Genomic DNA, 16,771 nt, shown 5'->3' with positions numbered 1-16,771 from the left:
GAATAGAGGGCTTTGAAAGTGGAAAAAGTCGACAAAGAAACCGTAGTTTCAACAGCGCAGGATTTACAACAAGCTGATTTATTGGCCGAGATCGTGTCGGGGATAGAGGGTATTCGAGCGCTACGGCGCGATATTCACGCCCATCCGGAATTATGTTTTGAAGAAGTCAGGACCGCCGAAAGAGTTGCGCAACAGTTGGCCGAGTGGGGTATAACCGTGCATCGCGGATTGGGCAAAACCGGGGTGGTGGGCATTATCAATGCCGGTCAGTCTCGTCGGGCGATAGGTTTGCGCGCGGACATGGATGCATTACCGATGCAGGAGCAAAACCGCTTTTCCCACGCATCGGCCTACCCTGGAAAAATGCATGCCTGCGGTCATGACGGACACATCGCCATGTTGTTGGCGGCGGCCGAATATCTGGCCAAGCATCGGCAGTTTGACGGTACGGTGTATTTGATTTTCCAGCCGGCCGAAGAGGGTGGTGGCGGGGCCGATGCCATGATCAAGGACGGGTTGTTTGAGTTATTTCCGATGCAGGCGGTCTATGGCATGCATAATTGGCCGGGCTTGGACGTGGGTAAATTTGCCGTCAGTCCGGGGCCGGTGATGGCGGCTTTTGATACGTTTCGGATCGTGATACGCGGAAAAGGTTGCCATGCGGCTTTACCTCATTTGGGCTTGGACCCGGTGCCGGTGGCGGCGCAAATGATCCTGGCGTTTCAAACCATTCTGACTCGAAGCGCCGATCCGCTGGACGCGGGCGTGTTATCGGTCACGACGGTGCATGTGGGCGAGGCCAAGAACGTCATCGCCGATAACTGCGAATTGACGGGTACTCTGCGCACTTTTTCCGCCGATCTGATGCGGTTGATTCAACAACGCATGCGGCAGATTGCCCAACATACCTGTTTGGCCCATGGAATGGACTGTGATATCGAATTTACCCAAGGCTATCCGGCCACCGTCAATCATAATCAACCGGTGGCTTTGTCGCGCCAAGTGATGGCGGCCATCGTAGGCGAGGCTAATGTATTGGAACAAGCGCCGGTCATGGGCGCGGAAGATTTTGCCTTTATGCTGCAAAAGTTGCCGGGCAGTTATTGCTTCATCGGTAATGGTGCCGAAGAGCACCGAAATAGCGGGCACGGAGCGGGCCCCTTTACTTTACATAATGGCAGTTACGACTTTAACGATGACATTTTGGCATTGGGCGCAAGCTATTGGGTAAAGCTGGTTGAGGCTAGTTTGCCAACCTAAACCGATTTTTAAGCTATTTTTGTTGGGGTGGCAATCGATTTGTAAACTGGCTGAGCTTTATTCAGCGCTTGCAATAAACCTAACCGGCCGAATCGGACCAGAATTTTGTCGTTTGCTTAAATGCTGTCGTTTTGCTGGTGATGTTGCTGCCGGCGCATGGGAAGGAGATCAAAGACTGGATGTTCAGTTACGCCAAAAAAATCAACAGTGTCTTTTGGATTGGCTGCCTCGGCGTTATTTTGGGCGTCATCGGTACGCGTTGGGCCAATTCGGAAATCTGGTTGAGGTTTTTCGATAACCTGCACTGGACATTCGCCACGGTTGCGGGGGCGATCTTGTCTTGGTTAGGTTTCGAGCGCGAGGCGCGGGCCCATGAATCGAGTCGCTGGTGGTTCGCCATTGGTATCAGTGCTTATGCCATTGGACAGATTATTTGGGATATTCAACAACTGCTAGGGTATGACCGCTTTCCGTCGCTGTCGGATATGTTCTATTTGTGGCTGGGGCCGTGTCTGGCTATCGGCTTGCTTCGGCTCGTCGCTCAGCAGATGCCGGCAAGACAGCTACACTTATTTTTGCTGAATTGCGCCTTATTAATCTCCGCCGTTGTGGCATTGGTGTTGGTACTCTATCTTCCCAGGCTGGGAGATACGCCCTTTTGGCCGATGTTGGTGCTGATAGCTTATCCCGTCAGTTTGTTGAGCGCATTAGCGATGCTGCTGATCGCCATACCCAGTTTACGTCTGCGCCTCACCATCCCCATGCTGGCGTTTATTGCGGCTTTGATGACGACCAGTTGGTGTTGGATGACCTGGAACAGTCTGGCGTTGGACGGCCTGACTTTCGACGGCGCCTGGTTTAATAGCTGGTTTTCCGTCGGTATTTTGCTGTTGGGGGTTGCTGTCGGGCATTTGGATACCCATCCCTGGAAAAACCCTGTTTGGGAACGCCGCTGCGAGGCCGCCCTGCGCTTGTTACCTTTGATCGCTGTCGTGGTGGCCGCCCTTGCCGTTATCGCCGCTCAAGTCCTGGAATCCTTGCCTCAAGTAGTTATTCAAACAGCCTGGATAAGTGCGGTGGTGGTTATTGTGCTGGCGACAATCAGGCAGCATGAGATGTTGGCTGAATACGACAAATTAATACTGACGGAAACGGCCTTGGGACAGGAACGACAACTGTTGAATGCGATAGTCGATAGTTTGCCTGGCGCTTTTGTGATGCTGGATGAGCAAGGCTGGATTCTGAAACGGAATTCGCGGATGAAAAAGTTCATCGACCAGCATGAGGGAGGCGCGGGACATTCGCATATCCATTGCGCGATACCCTTGTTGTTTAGACAGCAATTCGATAATCACTTGCAGCAAGCACTGTCAATCGGGGAAGCGTCCTTCGAGCAGCCCTTATGCCTGCCCGATCAGCAGTTGACCGTATATAGCTTTTCGTTCAAACCGATTGTTTTTAACGGCGTGACTTACCTGATGGGTATCGGTATTGATATTAGCGAGCAGAAAGACGCCATGGCGGCGGTGGAAGAGTCGCGTAATCTATTGCAACAGGTGGTGGAAACCCTGCCGTTACGGATTTTTTGGAAGGACAGGCAATCCCGCTATCTGGGGTGTAACACCTTGTTTGCGTTGGATGCAGGATTGACGGAACCGGAGCAGGTCAAGGGCCGTAATGATGATCAGCTGGCCTGGGCCAACCAGGCCGGTAACATGGTTAATGACGACCAGCAAGTGATGAGTACATTAACCGCTAAATTGGGCGTGGACGAGCGATTGCCGTTGCCGGGGGGCGAATTCCTGTCGATTCGCGCGTCCAAGGTGCCGTTACTCAATACGCATAACGAATTATTGGGGGTTTTGGGGATTTACGAGGATGTGGCCGAACGTAAGCACCTCAAGGAAATGCAACAATTATCCGGATTGGTGTTTGAACACAGCCGCGAGTCCATCATCATCAGCGATGAAAATAATAAGATATTGGCCGTCAATCCTGCGTTTACGCGGCTGACCGGTTATCGAAGCGAAGAAATCATAGGGAAAAATCCCAGTTTATTGCGCGCGAACCGGCAGGACGAGCGGATTTACCCGGCGATCTGGCAAAGCATCCGCGAGCAGGGTTTTTGGGAGGGCGAAACCTGGGCGCGACGCAAGAATGGTGAAGTATTTCCGCAACGGCTCAGCATCAGTGTCGTGCGCCGCGCCGATGGTTCGATCTTTCGGCATGTGTCGCAGGGCGCGGACATTAGCGAAAAGAAACAGGCCGAGGAAATGATCTGGCATCAAGCCAATTTCGACGAGCTGACTAATTTACCCAATCGGCGCATGTTGGCCGAACATATGGAACAGGAACTGAAACGGGCTCAGCGGCAGAGCTATAAGTTGGCTTTACTGTTTCTGGATTTGGATCATTTCAAGGACGTCAACGACACCCTGGGTCATCAAATGGGAGATGTGTTGTTGCTGGAAGCGGCCGCGCGCATGCGCCGTTGCGTCCGCGAAACCGACACGCTGGCCCGTTTGGGTGGCGATGAATTCGCCATCATTGTTCCCAATACCGAATTGGAGCATATCGAACGGATATCCAATAGCATTCTCGGGCAAATCAAACAACCCTTCCAGTTGGACAAGGAACAGGCTTATGTGTCGGCGAGTATCGGTATTGCTTTTTATCCGGCGGATGGACACAGTGTCGAGGAGTTATTGAAAAAAGCCGATCAAGCCATGTATGCGGCCAAACATGCTGGACGCAGTTGTTTTCATTATTTCAAACCCGAGATGCAGGAAGCGGCGATGCTGCATATGCGCTTGGCGGCCGATATGCGCTTTAGTTTGGAGGCGGGCGAATTCGGCGTGTATTTCCAACCCATCTTCGATTTAGCCGGCGGGCAGGTCAAAAAGGCCGAAGCCTTGCTGAGGTGGAAACACCCATTGTTTGGATTTATCGGTCCCGACCGTTTCATCCCGATTGCCGAGGGCAACGGTTTTATCCATGAATTGGGCAATTGGGTATTTATGGAGGCTTTGAAGTGGAGCCGGCGCTGGAGCGATTTAACCGGCGAGATTTTTGTGAATTCAGTCAATTTATCGCCGGTTCAACTGATGCGAGGCAAAAATTTTGACAGCTGGCTGCGGCATTTCGAGGCATCCGGTTTGGGCCAGGAGGGGTTGGTGTTGGAAATTACCGAGGGTATTTTGTTAAATAATGACCCGGAGGTGAATGAAAAATTGCTGAGCCTACACCGGGCCGGGATGCGGGTGTCGATCGACGACTTTGGCACAGGTTACTCGTCGCTGTCTTACCTGAACAAGTTTCCGATTAGTTTTCTGAAAATTGACAAATCCTTCGTCAACGAAATAACCTCCAGCGAAACCCATCGCGCGTTGGTTGAAGGCATCGTGGTGATGGCCCATAAGCTAAATTTGCAAGTAATCGCCGAAGGGGTGGAAGACCAGGCTCAGCAACAATTGTTGCAACTGGCCGGATGCGATTTCGGTCAGGGCTATTTGTTTTCCAAACCGATTGCAGCCGAGCAGTTCGAGGATTTGTTTATCCGCAATATTACGACCTAGCGTGACTGGCTGTACGATAAAAAAACGATCATGATTCATTCCTGTTTCGGTAATCGAGATAATCGCCCGAGCTGATTTGTCGAAGCCCGGCAGTCGAGTGACGGAACCAGTAAACCCAGGCTTTGAGCGGCCAACCATCGGCCAAGGTTACGCTTGCCGAGACGCGCCGGTATTCGTGAGGTTGCGGGAAATGGCCGGTGCATTCTTCATATTCATCCAAGATGGGCAAGAGCCGCGCCGGATCAAGCAGACGGTAGACTTCGCCATGAACCCGGAAACCGCTGGCCGCGGGTTCCGGCACCGCGCCGGGATAGCAGCCTATTTGATACAGTTTGCCCGGCAGGCTGGCATGATCGATGAAGACCGCGCGCTTTTTTAAATAAGGATGTAGCCGGCCATCTTGGGTTTTACGCAGGGTGCCATAAACGAACAGGTACCGGAGCATGGCTCATCTATTTCGATGCATAGAGCCGCTCGATAAAGGTTTTGAACCAGAGCGGGCGAAACAGAAACACATAAAGGCAGACGCCGGCCGAAAAGGGGATGGGCGTGAAATCCAGTACCATCAAGGTCAGCAGGACCAAAAGCCATTTCAGGCGCCAAAATAAAGAAGGTTGGCGCATCAGTATTTTATCGCCACGATAGTGTAGCGGTTTTGCTGCTCGCCTTGATGGAAGACGACTTCGTCATCCAGGTTCTTTTTCAGCAAGGCTGCGGCCAAGGGTGAATCCAGACTGATCAGGCCGCCGCTGGTGTCGATTTCGTCGGCGCCGACGATGCGATAGGTCACTTCTTCGCCGTCCATGGTTTCCAGAGTGACCCAGGCGCCGAAAAACACTTGCTTTCGGTTGCCGGGCTTTTCGGATACCACGGTTAACGACGGCAGGCGTTTTTGCAGATAATGGATACGGCGGTCGATTTCGCGCAGTTCTTTTTTCCGGTAAATATACTCGGCGTTTTCCGAGCGATCGCCTTCCGCCGCCGCGGCGGACAGGGCGACGGTGACGTGTTTTCGTCTGTCCCAGAGTTGCTTCAACTCCAGTTCCAGGGTTTTATAGCCCTCCGCCGTGATATACGGCGACGATTTGGGGCGGGGAGGTCTCCAACGTGACATGTGTTTTCTGGGAAAAGGTTATAATGGCAATTTAATCCAAGTAACAAGGCAATTATGCAAATCACTGATAAAACAGCTGTTTCAATTCATTATACCTTAACCAACGATAGCGGCGAGCAACTGGACAGCTCGCGCGGCGAAGAACCGTTATTGTATTTGCATGGTGCCGGCAACATTATCCCCGGTCTGGAACATGCATTGACCGGAAAGTCGGTGGGCGACAAATTCAACGTTACGATCGCTCCGGATCAGGCATACGGCGAATTATCGCCCGACATGGTGCAAGTGGTATCCAAACGTATGTTCGACGGCATGGATCTGGAAATCGGTATGCAATTTCATGCCGATGTCAGTCACGGCTCAGGCATTATCACGATTACCGAAATCAACGGCGATGATGTGACGGTGGACGGTAACCATCCGTTGGCCGGTGAAACCTTGATTTTCGATGTCGAAGTGATGGACGTTAGACCGGCGAGTGCCGATGAATTGGCCCACGGCCATGTTCACGGCGCCGGTTGCCAGCACTAATACGGCTCAGTTCAGAGTAGCCCAGACTACTCTGAACTGAAAGCGATACAGGGATTGAAATCCCGGCACCATGGTATCGACGCATGGGAAACACTACCCTCGACTATTGTAAGAACTGGAGGCTGTTCATGAATGATCCCAACCCTTTCTTCGAGCGGTTTTCGATTTCGCTGCCGGTTTCGCCGCTGACCCTATTGGCGGCCATTGTGCTGCTGACCGGCATCAATATGTGTTTCTATACCATACCGGCCGAGTCGGAAGGTATCGTGCTACGCTTTGGCGAATATATCGATAAAGTCCCCTCCGGGTTACATGCCAAACTACCGTTCGGTATCGACGATGTGATCGAGGTGCCGACTCAGCGCCAGCAGAAACTGGAGTTCGGTTTCGCCACCCCCGGTTTTTCCAATCCCGATCAAGTCGGGAGCGATCCCGAGCTGGAAAAGTCCATGGTCACCGGCGATTTGAATTCGGCCTTGGTGGAATGGATCGTCCAGTATCGGATTACCGATCCGGAGAAATATTTGTTCGATGTGCGCGATCCGGGACAAACTCTTCGGGATATGTCGGAAGCAGTGATGCGCGAAGTCGTCGGCGACCGCACAGTCGATGAAATCATCACCATCGGCCGGCAAGAGATCGAAGAAACGGTATTGAGCCGGACGCGGGAACTGGCCCAGCACTATAACCTGGGCGTATCCATCAATCAGGTGCAGCTGAAAAACGTCAATCCACCGATACCGGTGCAATCCTCATTCAACGAAGTCAACCGGGCCCAACAGGATAGGGAAAACGCCATCAATATCGCCAATGGCGAATACAACAAAGCCGTGCCCCGAGCCCGTGGCGAAGCCGATCAAACCATTCGCGCCGCCGAAGGTTACCGCTTTAAACGCATCAACGAAGCCGAGGGGGATGCCGCAGCCTTCAATCAGGTGCTGGAACAATATCTCAAAGCGCCGGAAGTGACCCGCGCCCGTATCTATCTGGAAACCCTGGGCGATGTCCTGCCGCAGGCCAGACAGCAAATCATCGTCGATGACACGGTGCAGCAAATATTACCGATGCTGCCGTTTCCGTCCAAAATGTTGGAGCAAGCGCCATGAGTCTTTTCGGAAAAGCGGGAGTATTATTTGCGCTGTTGGCGATCGGCTTGTTTTTGTCGGCTTATACCGTCAATCAGGCCGAGCAAGTGATTATCACCCAATTCGGCAGGCCAATCGGGGAACCGGTCACTAGTCCGGGCTTGCATTTTAAATTGCCATTCGTGCAGCAGGTCAACAGTTTCGACAAGCGCTATCTGGCCTGGGACGGGCCGATGGTGGAGATGTCGACCAAGGACAAAACCTATGTGCAGGTCGATACCTTCGCCCGCTGGCGCATTACCGATCCGATGCAGTATTACCTGCGTTTGAGGGACGAGCGCAGCGCGCAGTCCCGATTGGAAGATATTTTGGGGAGCGAAACGCGCACCGCGATCGCCCGGCATGAACTGATCGAAGTGGTGCGCACCGACAAGGACCGTAAACCCTTTGTGGATGAGAGTCTAGGCGTTTTAGCGGGCGAAGGAACCTTGGGCGTGTTGCGGCCGATCCGGTTTGGCCGGGTGGCTATCGAGAAAAACGTATTCGATGCTGCCGCGCCGAAGCTGGCCGAATTCGGCATTGAACTGCTGGATGTGCGCTTCAAACGTATCAATTACAACCATCAGGTATTGGAGCGGATTTATCAACGCATGATCAGCGAACGCCTGCAGATTGCCCAACGCTTCCGCTCCGAAGGCGAGGGCGAGGCGGCCCGCATCAACGGCAACAAGGAACGCGACATCAACGAAATCCAGTCTACCGCCTATAAGCGGGTGCAGGAGATTCAAGGCGAGGCCGATGCCAGGGCCACCGAGATTTATGCCAAGGCCTATGCCCAGAAACCGGAAGCGGCCAAGTTTTATAAATTCACCAAGAGCATGGAAACCTACCGCAAAGTCATCAATGGCGACGCCAGCATCGTGTTGTCCACCAACAGCGAGTTATTCAACTTACTGAAGCGGGCGGATCAGAAAGAATAACACTGCGTAACCGGCTGAAATCCGGCGGTATTTGGTTTAAAGCCGGTAGCCGCTAGATATCCCTCCTTTCGGAAAAAGGGGGGATTTATTATTTAAAAATATCTCCCCCTAACCCCTCTTTTTCAAAGAGGGGGACTGAATGCTTCGGAATGATCATTTATCGTTGCCGAACTTGTTTCTCACCTATTCCTAACACTAGATCTGCTTGACGCTGATATTCAAGGTCTGGATCCGGTAGGCAATTTGTCTTGGGGTCATATCCAGCAATCTGGCGGCCTTGGCTTGTACCCAGCCGCATTGTTCCAGCGCGGCGATGACGCGTTCGCGTTCGTCAAGGTCTTCGTCGTGCAGATCCAGCGTGCGCGTATTGGTCGATATTTGCGGGCGGCTGATGCCGATTTCGTCTTCCAGGCCGGTGCTGATAATCACGTCCCTATCGATAATACCGTCCGCGCTCATGATCGCCGCGCGTTCCAGACGGTTTTCCAGTTCCCGCACGTTGCCGGACCAGTTATGTTTCATCAGGATGCGTAGCGCGCTTTCCTTGATTTCCAGCGGCCTGCCGCCCTGTTGCTTGGAGATGCGCTTGATCAAGAATGCGGCCAGTTCCGGCACGTCTTCGATCCGGTCGCGCAATGGCGGCATGTTAATCGGCATCACGTTCAGGCGGTAATACAAGTCCTCGCGAAAGGTGCCGTCGGCCACGTCTTTTTCCAGATTGCGGTTGGTGGCGGCGATGATGCGCACATTGACTTTGATAGTCCTGACGCCGCCGACCCGTTCAAATTCGCCTTCCTGCAACACCCGCAACAACTTGGCCTGAAAAGATGCGGAGATTTCTCCGACTTCATCCAAAAACAGGGTGCCGTTGTCGGCCAGTTCGAAACGGCCCTTGCGTTGGCCGATCGCGCCGCTGAATGCACCTTTTTCATGGCCGAACAATTCGGATTCCAGCAGGGTATCCGGCAGGGCGGCGCAGTTCAGTTTCAGAAACGGGCCGCTGGCGCAGGCCGAGTTAAAGTGGATCGCGTTGGCCACGACTTCCTTACCGGTACCGGACTCGCCGCGTATCAACACCGTGGTATGCCACTTGGCTACTTGGCGGATGATGTCGAACACTTTCAGCATCGGTTCGGAGTGGCCGATGATGTTCTCGAAGCGATAGTTTTTAACCAAGGCCTGTTTCAGGTAATCGCGCTCGTTGACCAGTTCGGATTGCTTGCGCTCCAATACCCGCAGAGTGTTGACGCTTTGGGCAATCAGGTTGGCGACCATTTCCAGAAAACGGGCGCGTTCACCCAGAAATGAAGCCTCGAAGGGTTGCGCGGCCAGAATGCCGACCACTTCGCCTTGTTCGACCGCCAACGGCGAACCGATGAAAGGCAGGTCCGGATTGTAAACGCCGAGCCGGCTCAGGAAGCGCGGTTCGTCGGCAATCCGCTCGACCACGATGGTGCTGCCTTCGTCCAGAATGGCGCCCACCAAGCCTTCGCCGGGCTGATAACGTATCGAACGGTCGATGTCGTCGCCGTAAAATTCGCAGATGCTCATGCTGTCGTCGTCGACATCGCGCAGGGTAATCATGCCGAAATGCAGGCCGGAACGCTTATGCAAAATCTCCAGTATGCCTTTCAGTTTGGTACGCAAGTCATGCGTGCTGTTCAGTAGCTGGCTAACCAAAAACAGTGTATCCAGCTCCGATTCGACCAATATCGAACGCTCATTCATGGGTGTTCACCCTGGAGGCATTATGTTGACAAGGAAAGCTGATGTTAAAACAGCAACCGGGGCTGTAATCCGGATCGATTTCGATGATGCCGCTGTGTTGATTGACGATTTCCCGTGCCATGACCAGGCCCATGCCTGATTGCGCGCTCCCCACGTTATGCTGAGTGGTAAAAAACGGCTCGAACACTTTGTTGCGCTGATTGACCGGAATGCCAGGGCCGCTATCGGCCAGTGCCACCCGTACCCAGTCGTTTTCCAGGGCCGTGCTGATATGAATCGAGCGTTCCTTGCTGCCGACCCGGTTCATCGCGTTCACGGCGTTATCGATCAGTTGTTTGAATAGCATGCGTAATTTGTTCTCCGACCCCAAAATCGAAGGCAATACCGGATTGGGCTGCCAGTCGATCACCACGCCGTTGGCTAAAAATTTGTAGCTATAGAGCAGCATCACTTCATGCAGTAATTGATTGATATTGACCGACATCATTGCCGTCTCAGGTATTTCCGGCACGCATCGCTGTAATGTGGATAAGGTTTCCTCTCCCATGCTCTGCACTTGATTCAGCAATTCCTTCAATGGCTGGTTATGGGTGTCGTTGCGTTGGGCCATGATTTGGATGGCCGCATGGATTTGGTTCAACGGTTGGCGGATTTGGTGCATTGCGCCCAGCAAGGTTTCCCGGATGCTGCGCATGTGCTCTTCCTCGGCCATTAGGCTGCGTAGGGTTTCCAATTGCAGTTTTTCTTGCTGGCGGCGCTGCAGGCTGATGTCGTTGATCGACAGCAGCAAATAATCTCTGGATTGTTTGGAAAAGAAACTGTCCGCCTGGGTGTCGTTTTCGCTGAACCAGTTGCCCGAGCAGGAAAACCAGCGGGTACCGCGACGGCCGATGCCTTCAACCCGGATTTCGCGATTATTGAAACCGTTATGCAAGTCCATTTCCGATGACCACAAGTCACCAAGTTCCTGGCGCAAGGCATCCAGAAAAAATAGCGCCGGTTCGGCATGCCCCAGTTCGCTGATCAACATTTTGTACATCTGGTTATCCAGAACAATGCGATTGTCCTTGTCCAACACTACCATCGCTACCGGCGAAGCATTGATCACCGATTCGATTAACTGCTTTTGATTGTTGACTTGTTGTTCGGCGTGGTGAGTCTCGGTGACGTCGCGGTGCATGCCGATGTAGTGGCTGACCGAGCCGTGTTCATCCAGCATCGGAGAAATTGTCAGGTCGGCCAGATAACGTTGGCCCTGTTTACGCCGATTGACCAAGCGGCCATGCCAGACTTGCTTACGGGAGATGGTATGCCACAGGTCGTAATACACCTGACGTGGGGTCGATTTATCGGATAACTTCGATTCATTCTCCCCCAGTATTTCGGCGGCCTGATAGCCGGTCACCTGGGTAAAGGCCTGGTTTATATACAGAATGTTGGCTTTTTTATCGGTTATCGAAATGGCGACCGGCGATTGATCCACCGCGGCCACAAATAATGACAGGGGTACGCTTTTGCTTTTATGGCGGCTATTCGATTTCGGGTTTGCCGGCGGAGTGTCGGCCGCCAACACCTCGGCCGCTCCGGCGACTATCTGGCTTGGTAGATATTCCGGTGTTTTTTTGCTCATTGGGGGCAATCTCGTTGTTTATGTGCTTATTAAAGTAATAAGCAAATACAGCGCCAAAATATTAAATCCCCTCGCTGCATCTAACATGAAGATAGAAAACCCAGCGTGATAGCAGGGTTTTTGTAGGGTTTGCGACAATTGGAAATGGCGTGCCGCCGATTGTGTCCTTTTTAATACAGACAAAATGCACCGTTAAGAGTCGCAAATGCACTAAATCAGCCCAATTAACCTTATTAACTGTGTTGGCATGGATGATGCACTATTTATGTCAAACGACTTGGTATTAAGGCAATGGGTGAATACTTCCTGTTAATTTTGGGTACGGCGTTAGTCAATAACGTAGTGTTGGTTAAGTTTTTGGGTTTATGTCCGTTCATGGGCGTATCCAATAAACTCGATACCGCGCTGGGCATGGGGCTGGCGACTACCTTCGTACTGACACTGGCTTCCGCCGCCAGCTGGGTGCTGGAACACCGCTTGTTGATTCCTTTCGATATCGGCTTCTTGCGAGTGCTGGGATTCATTTTGGTGATTGCCGCCGTGGTGCAATTCACCGAAATGGTGATTCATAAAACCAGTCCGGTGTTGTATCAGGTGCTGGGGATTTTCCTGCCTTTGATTACTACTAATTGTGCGGTTCTGGGTGTGGCGTTGTTGAACATCCAGGAACACTATAACTTCGTGCAAAGCCTGATGTTCGGTTTTGGTGCGGCATTGGGTTTTACCCTGGTGATGGTGCTCTTTGCCGGTCTCCGTGAACGCTTGGCGTTGATGGCTGTACCGGCACTTTTTTCCGGCACGCCCATCGCCTTTATTACGGCCGGCATTCTGTCTCTGGCATTCATGGGATTTGCCGGGCTTTATACAAAATAGCAGCGTGCATGACATCAGTTAACCTCTTGTAAAAGGCAGACCATGTACATTCTTTCAGCCATCATTATTCTGACAGCCTTGGGCTTGTTTCTGGGTCTGAGCCTGGGCATTGCAGCCAAATATCTAAAGGTCGAATCCGATCCCTTGATCGAGCGGGTCGAGGCCCTGATGCCGGGCTCTCAGTGCGGTCAATGCGGCTTTCCGGGTTGCCGGCCGGCGGCGGAAGCCGTGGTGTCGGGCGCGGCGCCGGTGACTTTGTGTCCGCCCGGCGGCACTTCATTGGTGGAACAACTGGCGAAACTGTTGGGCGTGGATGTCGACTTGAGCCAAACCCAGGATGCCGAGCCCATGGTGGCGCGTGTCAGCGAAGATACCTGCACCGGTTGTACCCGTTGCTTCAAGGTCTGCCCAACCGATGCCATCGTCGGCGCCCCCAAACAGATCCACGCGGTAGTGGCCGATGCCTGTATCGGCTGTGAAAAATGCGTCAATGTCTGTCCTACCGAATGCCTGCAAATGTACCCGGTTGAGGTGACATTGCGGGAATGGCGCTGGCCTAAACCATTGGCTGCGGCCTGAACGGAGATCGCGCATGTTGGCATTATTCGAAAATCCCAGACTTCGCGGTGGTGTTCACGCCGAAGAGCATAAGGACGAAACGTCCGGCGTGCCGATCGCACTGGATATGCCGTTGCCGAAAAAGCTTTATATCCCGGTACAACAGCATGTCGGTAAGCCGGCCGAGCCGTTGGTCAAAGTCGGTGAAAAAGTCCTGAAGGGCCAATTGTTGGCCCATAGCCAGGGTACGATTTCGGCACCGGTGCATGCGCCGAGTTCCGGCACCATTGTCGACGTCATGGACTATCCGGCGCCGCATCCTTCCGCATTACCGATACGCACCATCATCATTGAAACCGACGGCTTGGATCAATGGATCAAGGCCGATAGTGTGGCGGATCCGTTTCAACTGGAGCCGGCCGAGATTTGCGCCAGAGTAGGGGCGGCCGGCGTGGTCGGTCTGGGCGGCGCGGTGTTTCCTTCCGTGGTCAAACTCGAATTAGGCCGTAAAAACAAGATACACACCTTATTGATTAACGCCGGCGAATGCGAACCTTATTTGACTTGTGATGATCGTCTGATGCGGGAGCGGTCGGCTGAAATCGTCGCCGGTATCCGCTTGATGCTGCGCGGCATGGATGCGCCGGAAGCGACTATTGGCATCGAGGACAATAAACCCCAAGCTTATGAAGCCATGCGCCAGGCTTGCGCCGATTTTGCCAATATTCATGTCGTGCAAGTGCCGACGCGCTACCCGATGGGATGGGACCGGCAAATGCTGCGCTATTTGACCGGCCGGGAAATTCCGGCCGACGGCCGCGCCACCGACATCGGTGTAGTGATACACAACGTCGCCACCGCCCACGCGGTATATCGCGCGGTTTGCCTGGGGCAACCCTTGATCAGCCGGGTGGTGACGGTGTCCGGCAGCGCGGTCGGTAAACCGCAAAACGTGGAAGTGTTAATCGGCACATTGATGTCGGAAGTATTGAGTTTTTGCGCGACCGATAAAACCAAAGTCTCTCGTTTGATCATGGGTGGGCCGATGATGGGCGATGCGCTGCCTATCAGTGAAGTGCCGGTGGTCAAAGCCTGCAACGGTATCTTGGCCTTGGCTAGGCAGGACATCGAGTCGCCGGAAGTCAAACCCTGTATTCGTTGCTCTACTTGCGTGACCGCTTGTCCGGTCGGATTGCTGCCGTTGGAAATGGCCAGCCGGATACGCGCCAATCAGCTTGATGCCGCCGTCGATCTGGGCTTGAAGGACTGCATCAATTGCGGCAGTTGCTCCTATGTTTGCCCGTCGAATATTCCATTGGTGCATTACTTCAAATTCGCCTCGGGCGAGTTATACAAACGCCAGCAAATGGAACATAAGTCCGAGCAGACCAAACGTCTGGTCGATGATCGTAATCAACGCATGGAACGCATACGCCTGGAACAGGAAGAAGAAGCGCGACGGGTGATGGAAGCGCGCGCGGCGAGAGCCCGTGAACAGGAGTTGGCCAAACAACAAGCTCAACAAGCACTCGATCAGGCCGGTGCTAAAGCCACCGCCGGGGAACAAGCATGATTATCAAACCTATCAGCGGCCCGCATGTCGCCGCCGTCCGCCGAGTCGACGACATCATGCGCAAAGTGATTCTTGCCCTATTGCCGGCGACGGCCTGGGGTGTGTTGATGTTTGGATGGCCAGCCTTGTATTTGTGCGCGGTTACGGTTTTTTCCGCGCTGCTGTTCGAAGCCTTTTGCCTGAAATTAAAAGGGGTGACCGCCGCGCCTTACCTGCGGGATGGTTCCGCCATTCTGACCGGTCTGTTGGTGGCGATGACTCTGCCGCCGTGGGCGCCTTGGTGGATAGGCGTGGTCGGTTCCGCGATAGCGATCATCCTGGGTAAGCAGGTTTACGGCGGCTTGGGACAAAATCCGTTCAATCCGGCCATGCTGGCGCGGGTGGCCTTGCTGATTTCGTTTCCGATCGAGATGACGACCTGGGTCGAGGTAAAACCCTTGCTGTTCGGGCCCGGGGTTTTGGATAGTCTGAGTATTACCTTTTCCGGCCTGGCCAATCCGGATGGCGTCACCGGCGCCACCACCTTGGGCGCGGTCAAGACCGGATTTTCCCTGAATCAAACCCTGCCTGGCTTGCTGTACGACTATTCCGGTATCCTGGCCTTTATCGGCTGGGAACGCGGCAGTCTGGGCGAAACCTCCACCTTGCTGATTCTGTTGGGCGGGCTATGGCTGATGCGGGAAGGCGTCATTCAATGGCAGATTCCGTTGTCCTTGCTATTGACGATTGGCGTGCTGTCGACCCTGTTTCATATGATTGATGCGCAGCATTATCTGGGGCCATGGGTGCATTTGAATTCCGGCGCGGTGATGCTGGTTGCGTTTTTTATCGCCACCGATTACGTCACCTCGCCCAATACGCCGCTGGGACAGATGATTTTTGGAGCCGGCTGCGGCGCGCTGATTTTTATTATCCGCAGCTGGGGCGGTTATCCGGAAGGCACCGGTTTTGCGATCTTGTTGATGAATGCCGTCACGCCGTTGATTGATCATTACATTCGTCCACGCATCTACGGGCGTTACCGTAACGGCAAGCCCATCGACATCAGCGAATCTTGAGAACAGCCATGAATTCCGATCCCGCACACGATAAACCCGCCGTCGAACCAAATACGGTCGACGCCTTGCAACGTATCAAGCAAAAACTGGCGGCATTCCTGGAACCGTCCAATTTGGAGCAATTACGCCCCACCTTGTCTTATCAAACCGGTGTGTTGGCGGTATTCGCCCTGGCAGCCAGTATCCTGTTGGGTTTTGCCGACTTGGCCACCAGGGACGTGATTCAACAGCGGCTGGCGGAAGATTTAAAAGCCAGTTTGGAAGCGGTAGTGCCGGCGGACTTGTACGACAACAACTTGCTGGCCGATACCCTTGCGCTGCCGTCGGCCGAGGCCAATCTGGGGGCGGCCGAAACGGTGTTTTATTTGGCCAAGAAGGAGGGTAAGGTCAATGCGGTGTGCTTTAAATTGATCGCTCCGGACGGTTATGCCGGCCCTATCAGCCTGGTAATGGGGGTGGATAAAAACGGCGAAATTCTGGGGGTACGGGTTATCGCCCATGTTGAAACCCCTGGGCTGGGAGACAAAATTGAAATCAGCAAATCCAAATGGGTTTTGGACTTTAACGGCAAATCGCTGGACAACCTGAGCGTGGCGCAATGGGCCGTGAAAAAGGACGGTGGGGTGTTCGATCAGTTTGCCGGCGCGACCATTACCCCGCGCAAGGTGGTACAGGCAATCAAGCGTGGCTTGGAATTGTATCGAACCCACCAAACCCAATTGGTGGGCTCCGCAAATACCGAAGCGGAATGAAGGCAGGCCGCGCAAGTGGCAACCGGTTAACAGCAGGCTCCAACTAGGAGAACT

15 protein-coding genes are annotated in these 16,771 nt (G+C 53.5%); 10 read left to right on the top strand and 5 right to left on the bottom strand.

Annotation, left to right across the window (positions count from 1 at the left end; translation table 11 throughout):
* Positions 1-18: 18 nt before the first annotated feature.
* The gene (locus IVG45_RS07165) at positions 19-1,260 is read left to right on the top strand and encodes a M20 aminoacylase family protein (RefSeq protein WP_230874787.1); all 1,242 of its coding nucleotides are present in this window, start codon (positions 19-21) and stop codon (positions 1,258-1,260) included.
* A gap of 179 nt (positions 1,261-1,439) precedes the next feature.
* Positions 1,440-4,835, top strand: coding sequence for a sensor domain-containing protein (locus tag IVG45_RS07160; RefSeq protein ID WP_196437171.1), 3,396 nt, complete (start codon positions 1,440-1,442; stop codon positions 4,833-4,835).
* Between the two features lie 28 nt (positions 4,836-4,863).
* Here the strand turns inward: IVG45_RS07160 and IVG45_RS07155 are convergent, their stop codons facing one another.
* Genes IVG45_RS07155 through greB form a run of 3 tightly spaced genes read right to left on the bottom strand, consistent with a single transcriptional unit; the run spans position 4,864 to position 5,949 of the window.
* Complete coding sequence (locus IVG45_RS07155; protein ID WP_196437170.1) at positions 4,864-5,280, bottom strand: gamma-glutamylcyclotransferase family protein; 417 nt, start codon at positions 5,278-5,280, stop codon at positions 4,864-4,866.
* Between the two features lie 7 nt (positions 5,281-5,287).
* Positions 5,288-5,458, bottom strand: a complete 171-nt coding sequence (locus IVG45_RS07150) for a hypothetical protein (RefSeq protein ID WP_196437169.1) — start codon at positions 5,456-5,458, stop codon at positions 5,288-5,290.
* A complete protein-coding gene (gene greB / locus IVG45_RS07145; protein WP_196437168.1) occupies positions 5,458-5,949 on the bottom strand; it encodes a transcription elongation factor GreB in 492 nt (163 codons plus the stop codon). Before greB ends, IVG45_RS07150 begins: the two co-directional genes overlap by 1 nt.
* 54 nt (positions 5,950-6,003) lie before the next feature.
* On the opposite strand from greB, the gene IVG45_RS07140 reads away from it, so the two are divergent.
* From IVG45_RS07140 to hflC, 3 genes are all read left to right on the top strand, one after another.
* A complete protein-coding gene (locus IVG45_RS07140; protein ID WP_196437167.1) occupies positions 6,004-6,480 on the top strand; it encodes an FKBP-type peptidyl-prolyl cis-trans isomerase in 477 nt (158 codons plus the stop codon).
* A 128-nt stretch (positions 6,481-6,608) separates the two neighbouring features.
* A complete protein-coding gene (gene hflK / locus IVG45_RS07135) occupies positions 6,609-7,586 on the top strand; it encodes an FtsH protease activity modulator HflK (protein ID WP_196437166.1) in 978 nt (325 codons plus the stop codon).
* Positions 7,583-8,545, top strand: coding sequence for a protease modulator HflC (gene hflC, locus IVG45_RS07130; RefSeq protein ID WP_196437165.1), 963 nt, complete (start codon positions 7,583-7,585; stop codon positions 8,543-8,545). The genes hflK and hflC overlap by 4 nt, the downstream gene beginning before the upstream one ends.
* 195 nt (positions 8,546-8,740) lie before the next feature.
* Here hflC and nifA read toward each other — a convergent pair whose 3' ends face one another.
* Both nifA and nifL read right to left on the bottom strand, forming a co-directional pair.
* Positions 8,741-10,273 carry a nif-specific transcriptional activator NifA gene (gene nifA, locus IVG45_RS07125; RefSeq protein WP_196437164.1) on the bottom strand — a complete coding sequence of 511 codons (1,533 nt, stop codon included), beginning with the start codon at positions 10,271-10,273 and terminating at the stop codon, positions 8,741-8,743.
* Positions 10,266-11,903 carry a nitrogen fixation negative regulator NifL gene (gene nifL / locus IVG45_RS07120; RefSeq protein WP_196437163.1) on the bottom strand — a complete coding sequence of 546 codons (1,638 nt, stop codon included), beginning with the start codon at positions 11,901-11,903 and terminating at the stop codon, positions 10,266-10,268. The genes nifA and nifL overlap by 8 nt, the downstream gene beginning before the upstream one ends.
* 291 nt (positions 11,904-12,194) lie before the next feature.
* On the opposite strand from nifL, the gene rsxA reads away from it, so the two are divergent.
* Genes rsxA through rsxG form a run of 5 tightly spaced genes read left to right on the top strand, consistent with a single transcriptional unit; the run spans position 12,195 to position 16,717 of the window.
* Entirely contained in the window at positions 12,195-12,776 is a 582-nt protein-coding gene (rsxA, locus tag IVG45_RS07115) for an electron transport complex subunit RsxA (protein WP_196437162.1), read from the top strand.
* 42 nt (positions 12,777-12,818) lie between these two features.
* On the top strand, positions 12,819-13,355 hold the full coding sequence (gene rsxB, locus IVG45_RS07110; RefSeq protein WP_196437161.1) for an electron transport complex subunit RsxB: 537 nt from the start codon (positions 12,819-12,821) through the stop codon (positions 13,353-13,355).
* Between the two features lie 13 nt (positions 13,356-13,368).
* A complete protein-coding gene (rsxC, locus tag IVG45_RS07105) occupies positions 13,369-14,907 on the top strand; it encodes an electron transport complex subunit RsxC (RefSeq protein WP_196437160.1) in 1,539 nt (512 codons plus the stop codon).
* Entirely contained in the window at positions 14,904-15,965 is a 1,062-nt protein-coding gene (locus IVG45_RS07100; RefSeq protein WP_196437159.1) for an RnfABCDGE type electron transport complex subunit D, read from the top strand. The genes rsxC and IVG45_RS07100 overlap by 4 nt, the downstream gene beginning before the upstream one ends.
* 8 nt (positions 15,966-15,973) lie before the next feature.
* The gene (gene rsxG, locus IVG45_RS07095; RefSeq protein ID WP_196437158.1) at positions 15,974-16,717 is read left to right on the top strand and encodes an electron transport complex subunit RsxG; all 744 of its coding nucleotides are present in this window, start codon (positions 15,974-15,976) and stop codon (positions 16,715-16,717) included.
* Positions 16,718-16,771: the final 54 nt, after the last annotated feature.

This window comes from Methylomonas sp. LL1 (genome assembly GCF_015711015.1).
Taxonomy (GTDB): Bacteria; Pseudomonadota; Gammaproteobacteria; order Methylococcales; family Methylomonadaceae; genus Methylomonas.
This window is presented reverse-complemented; position numbering and strand designations above follow the sequence as displayed.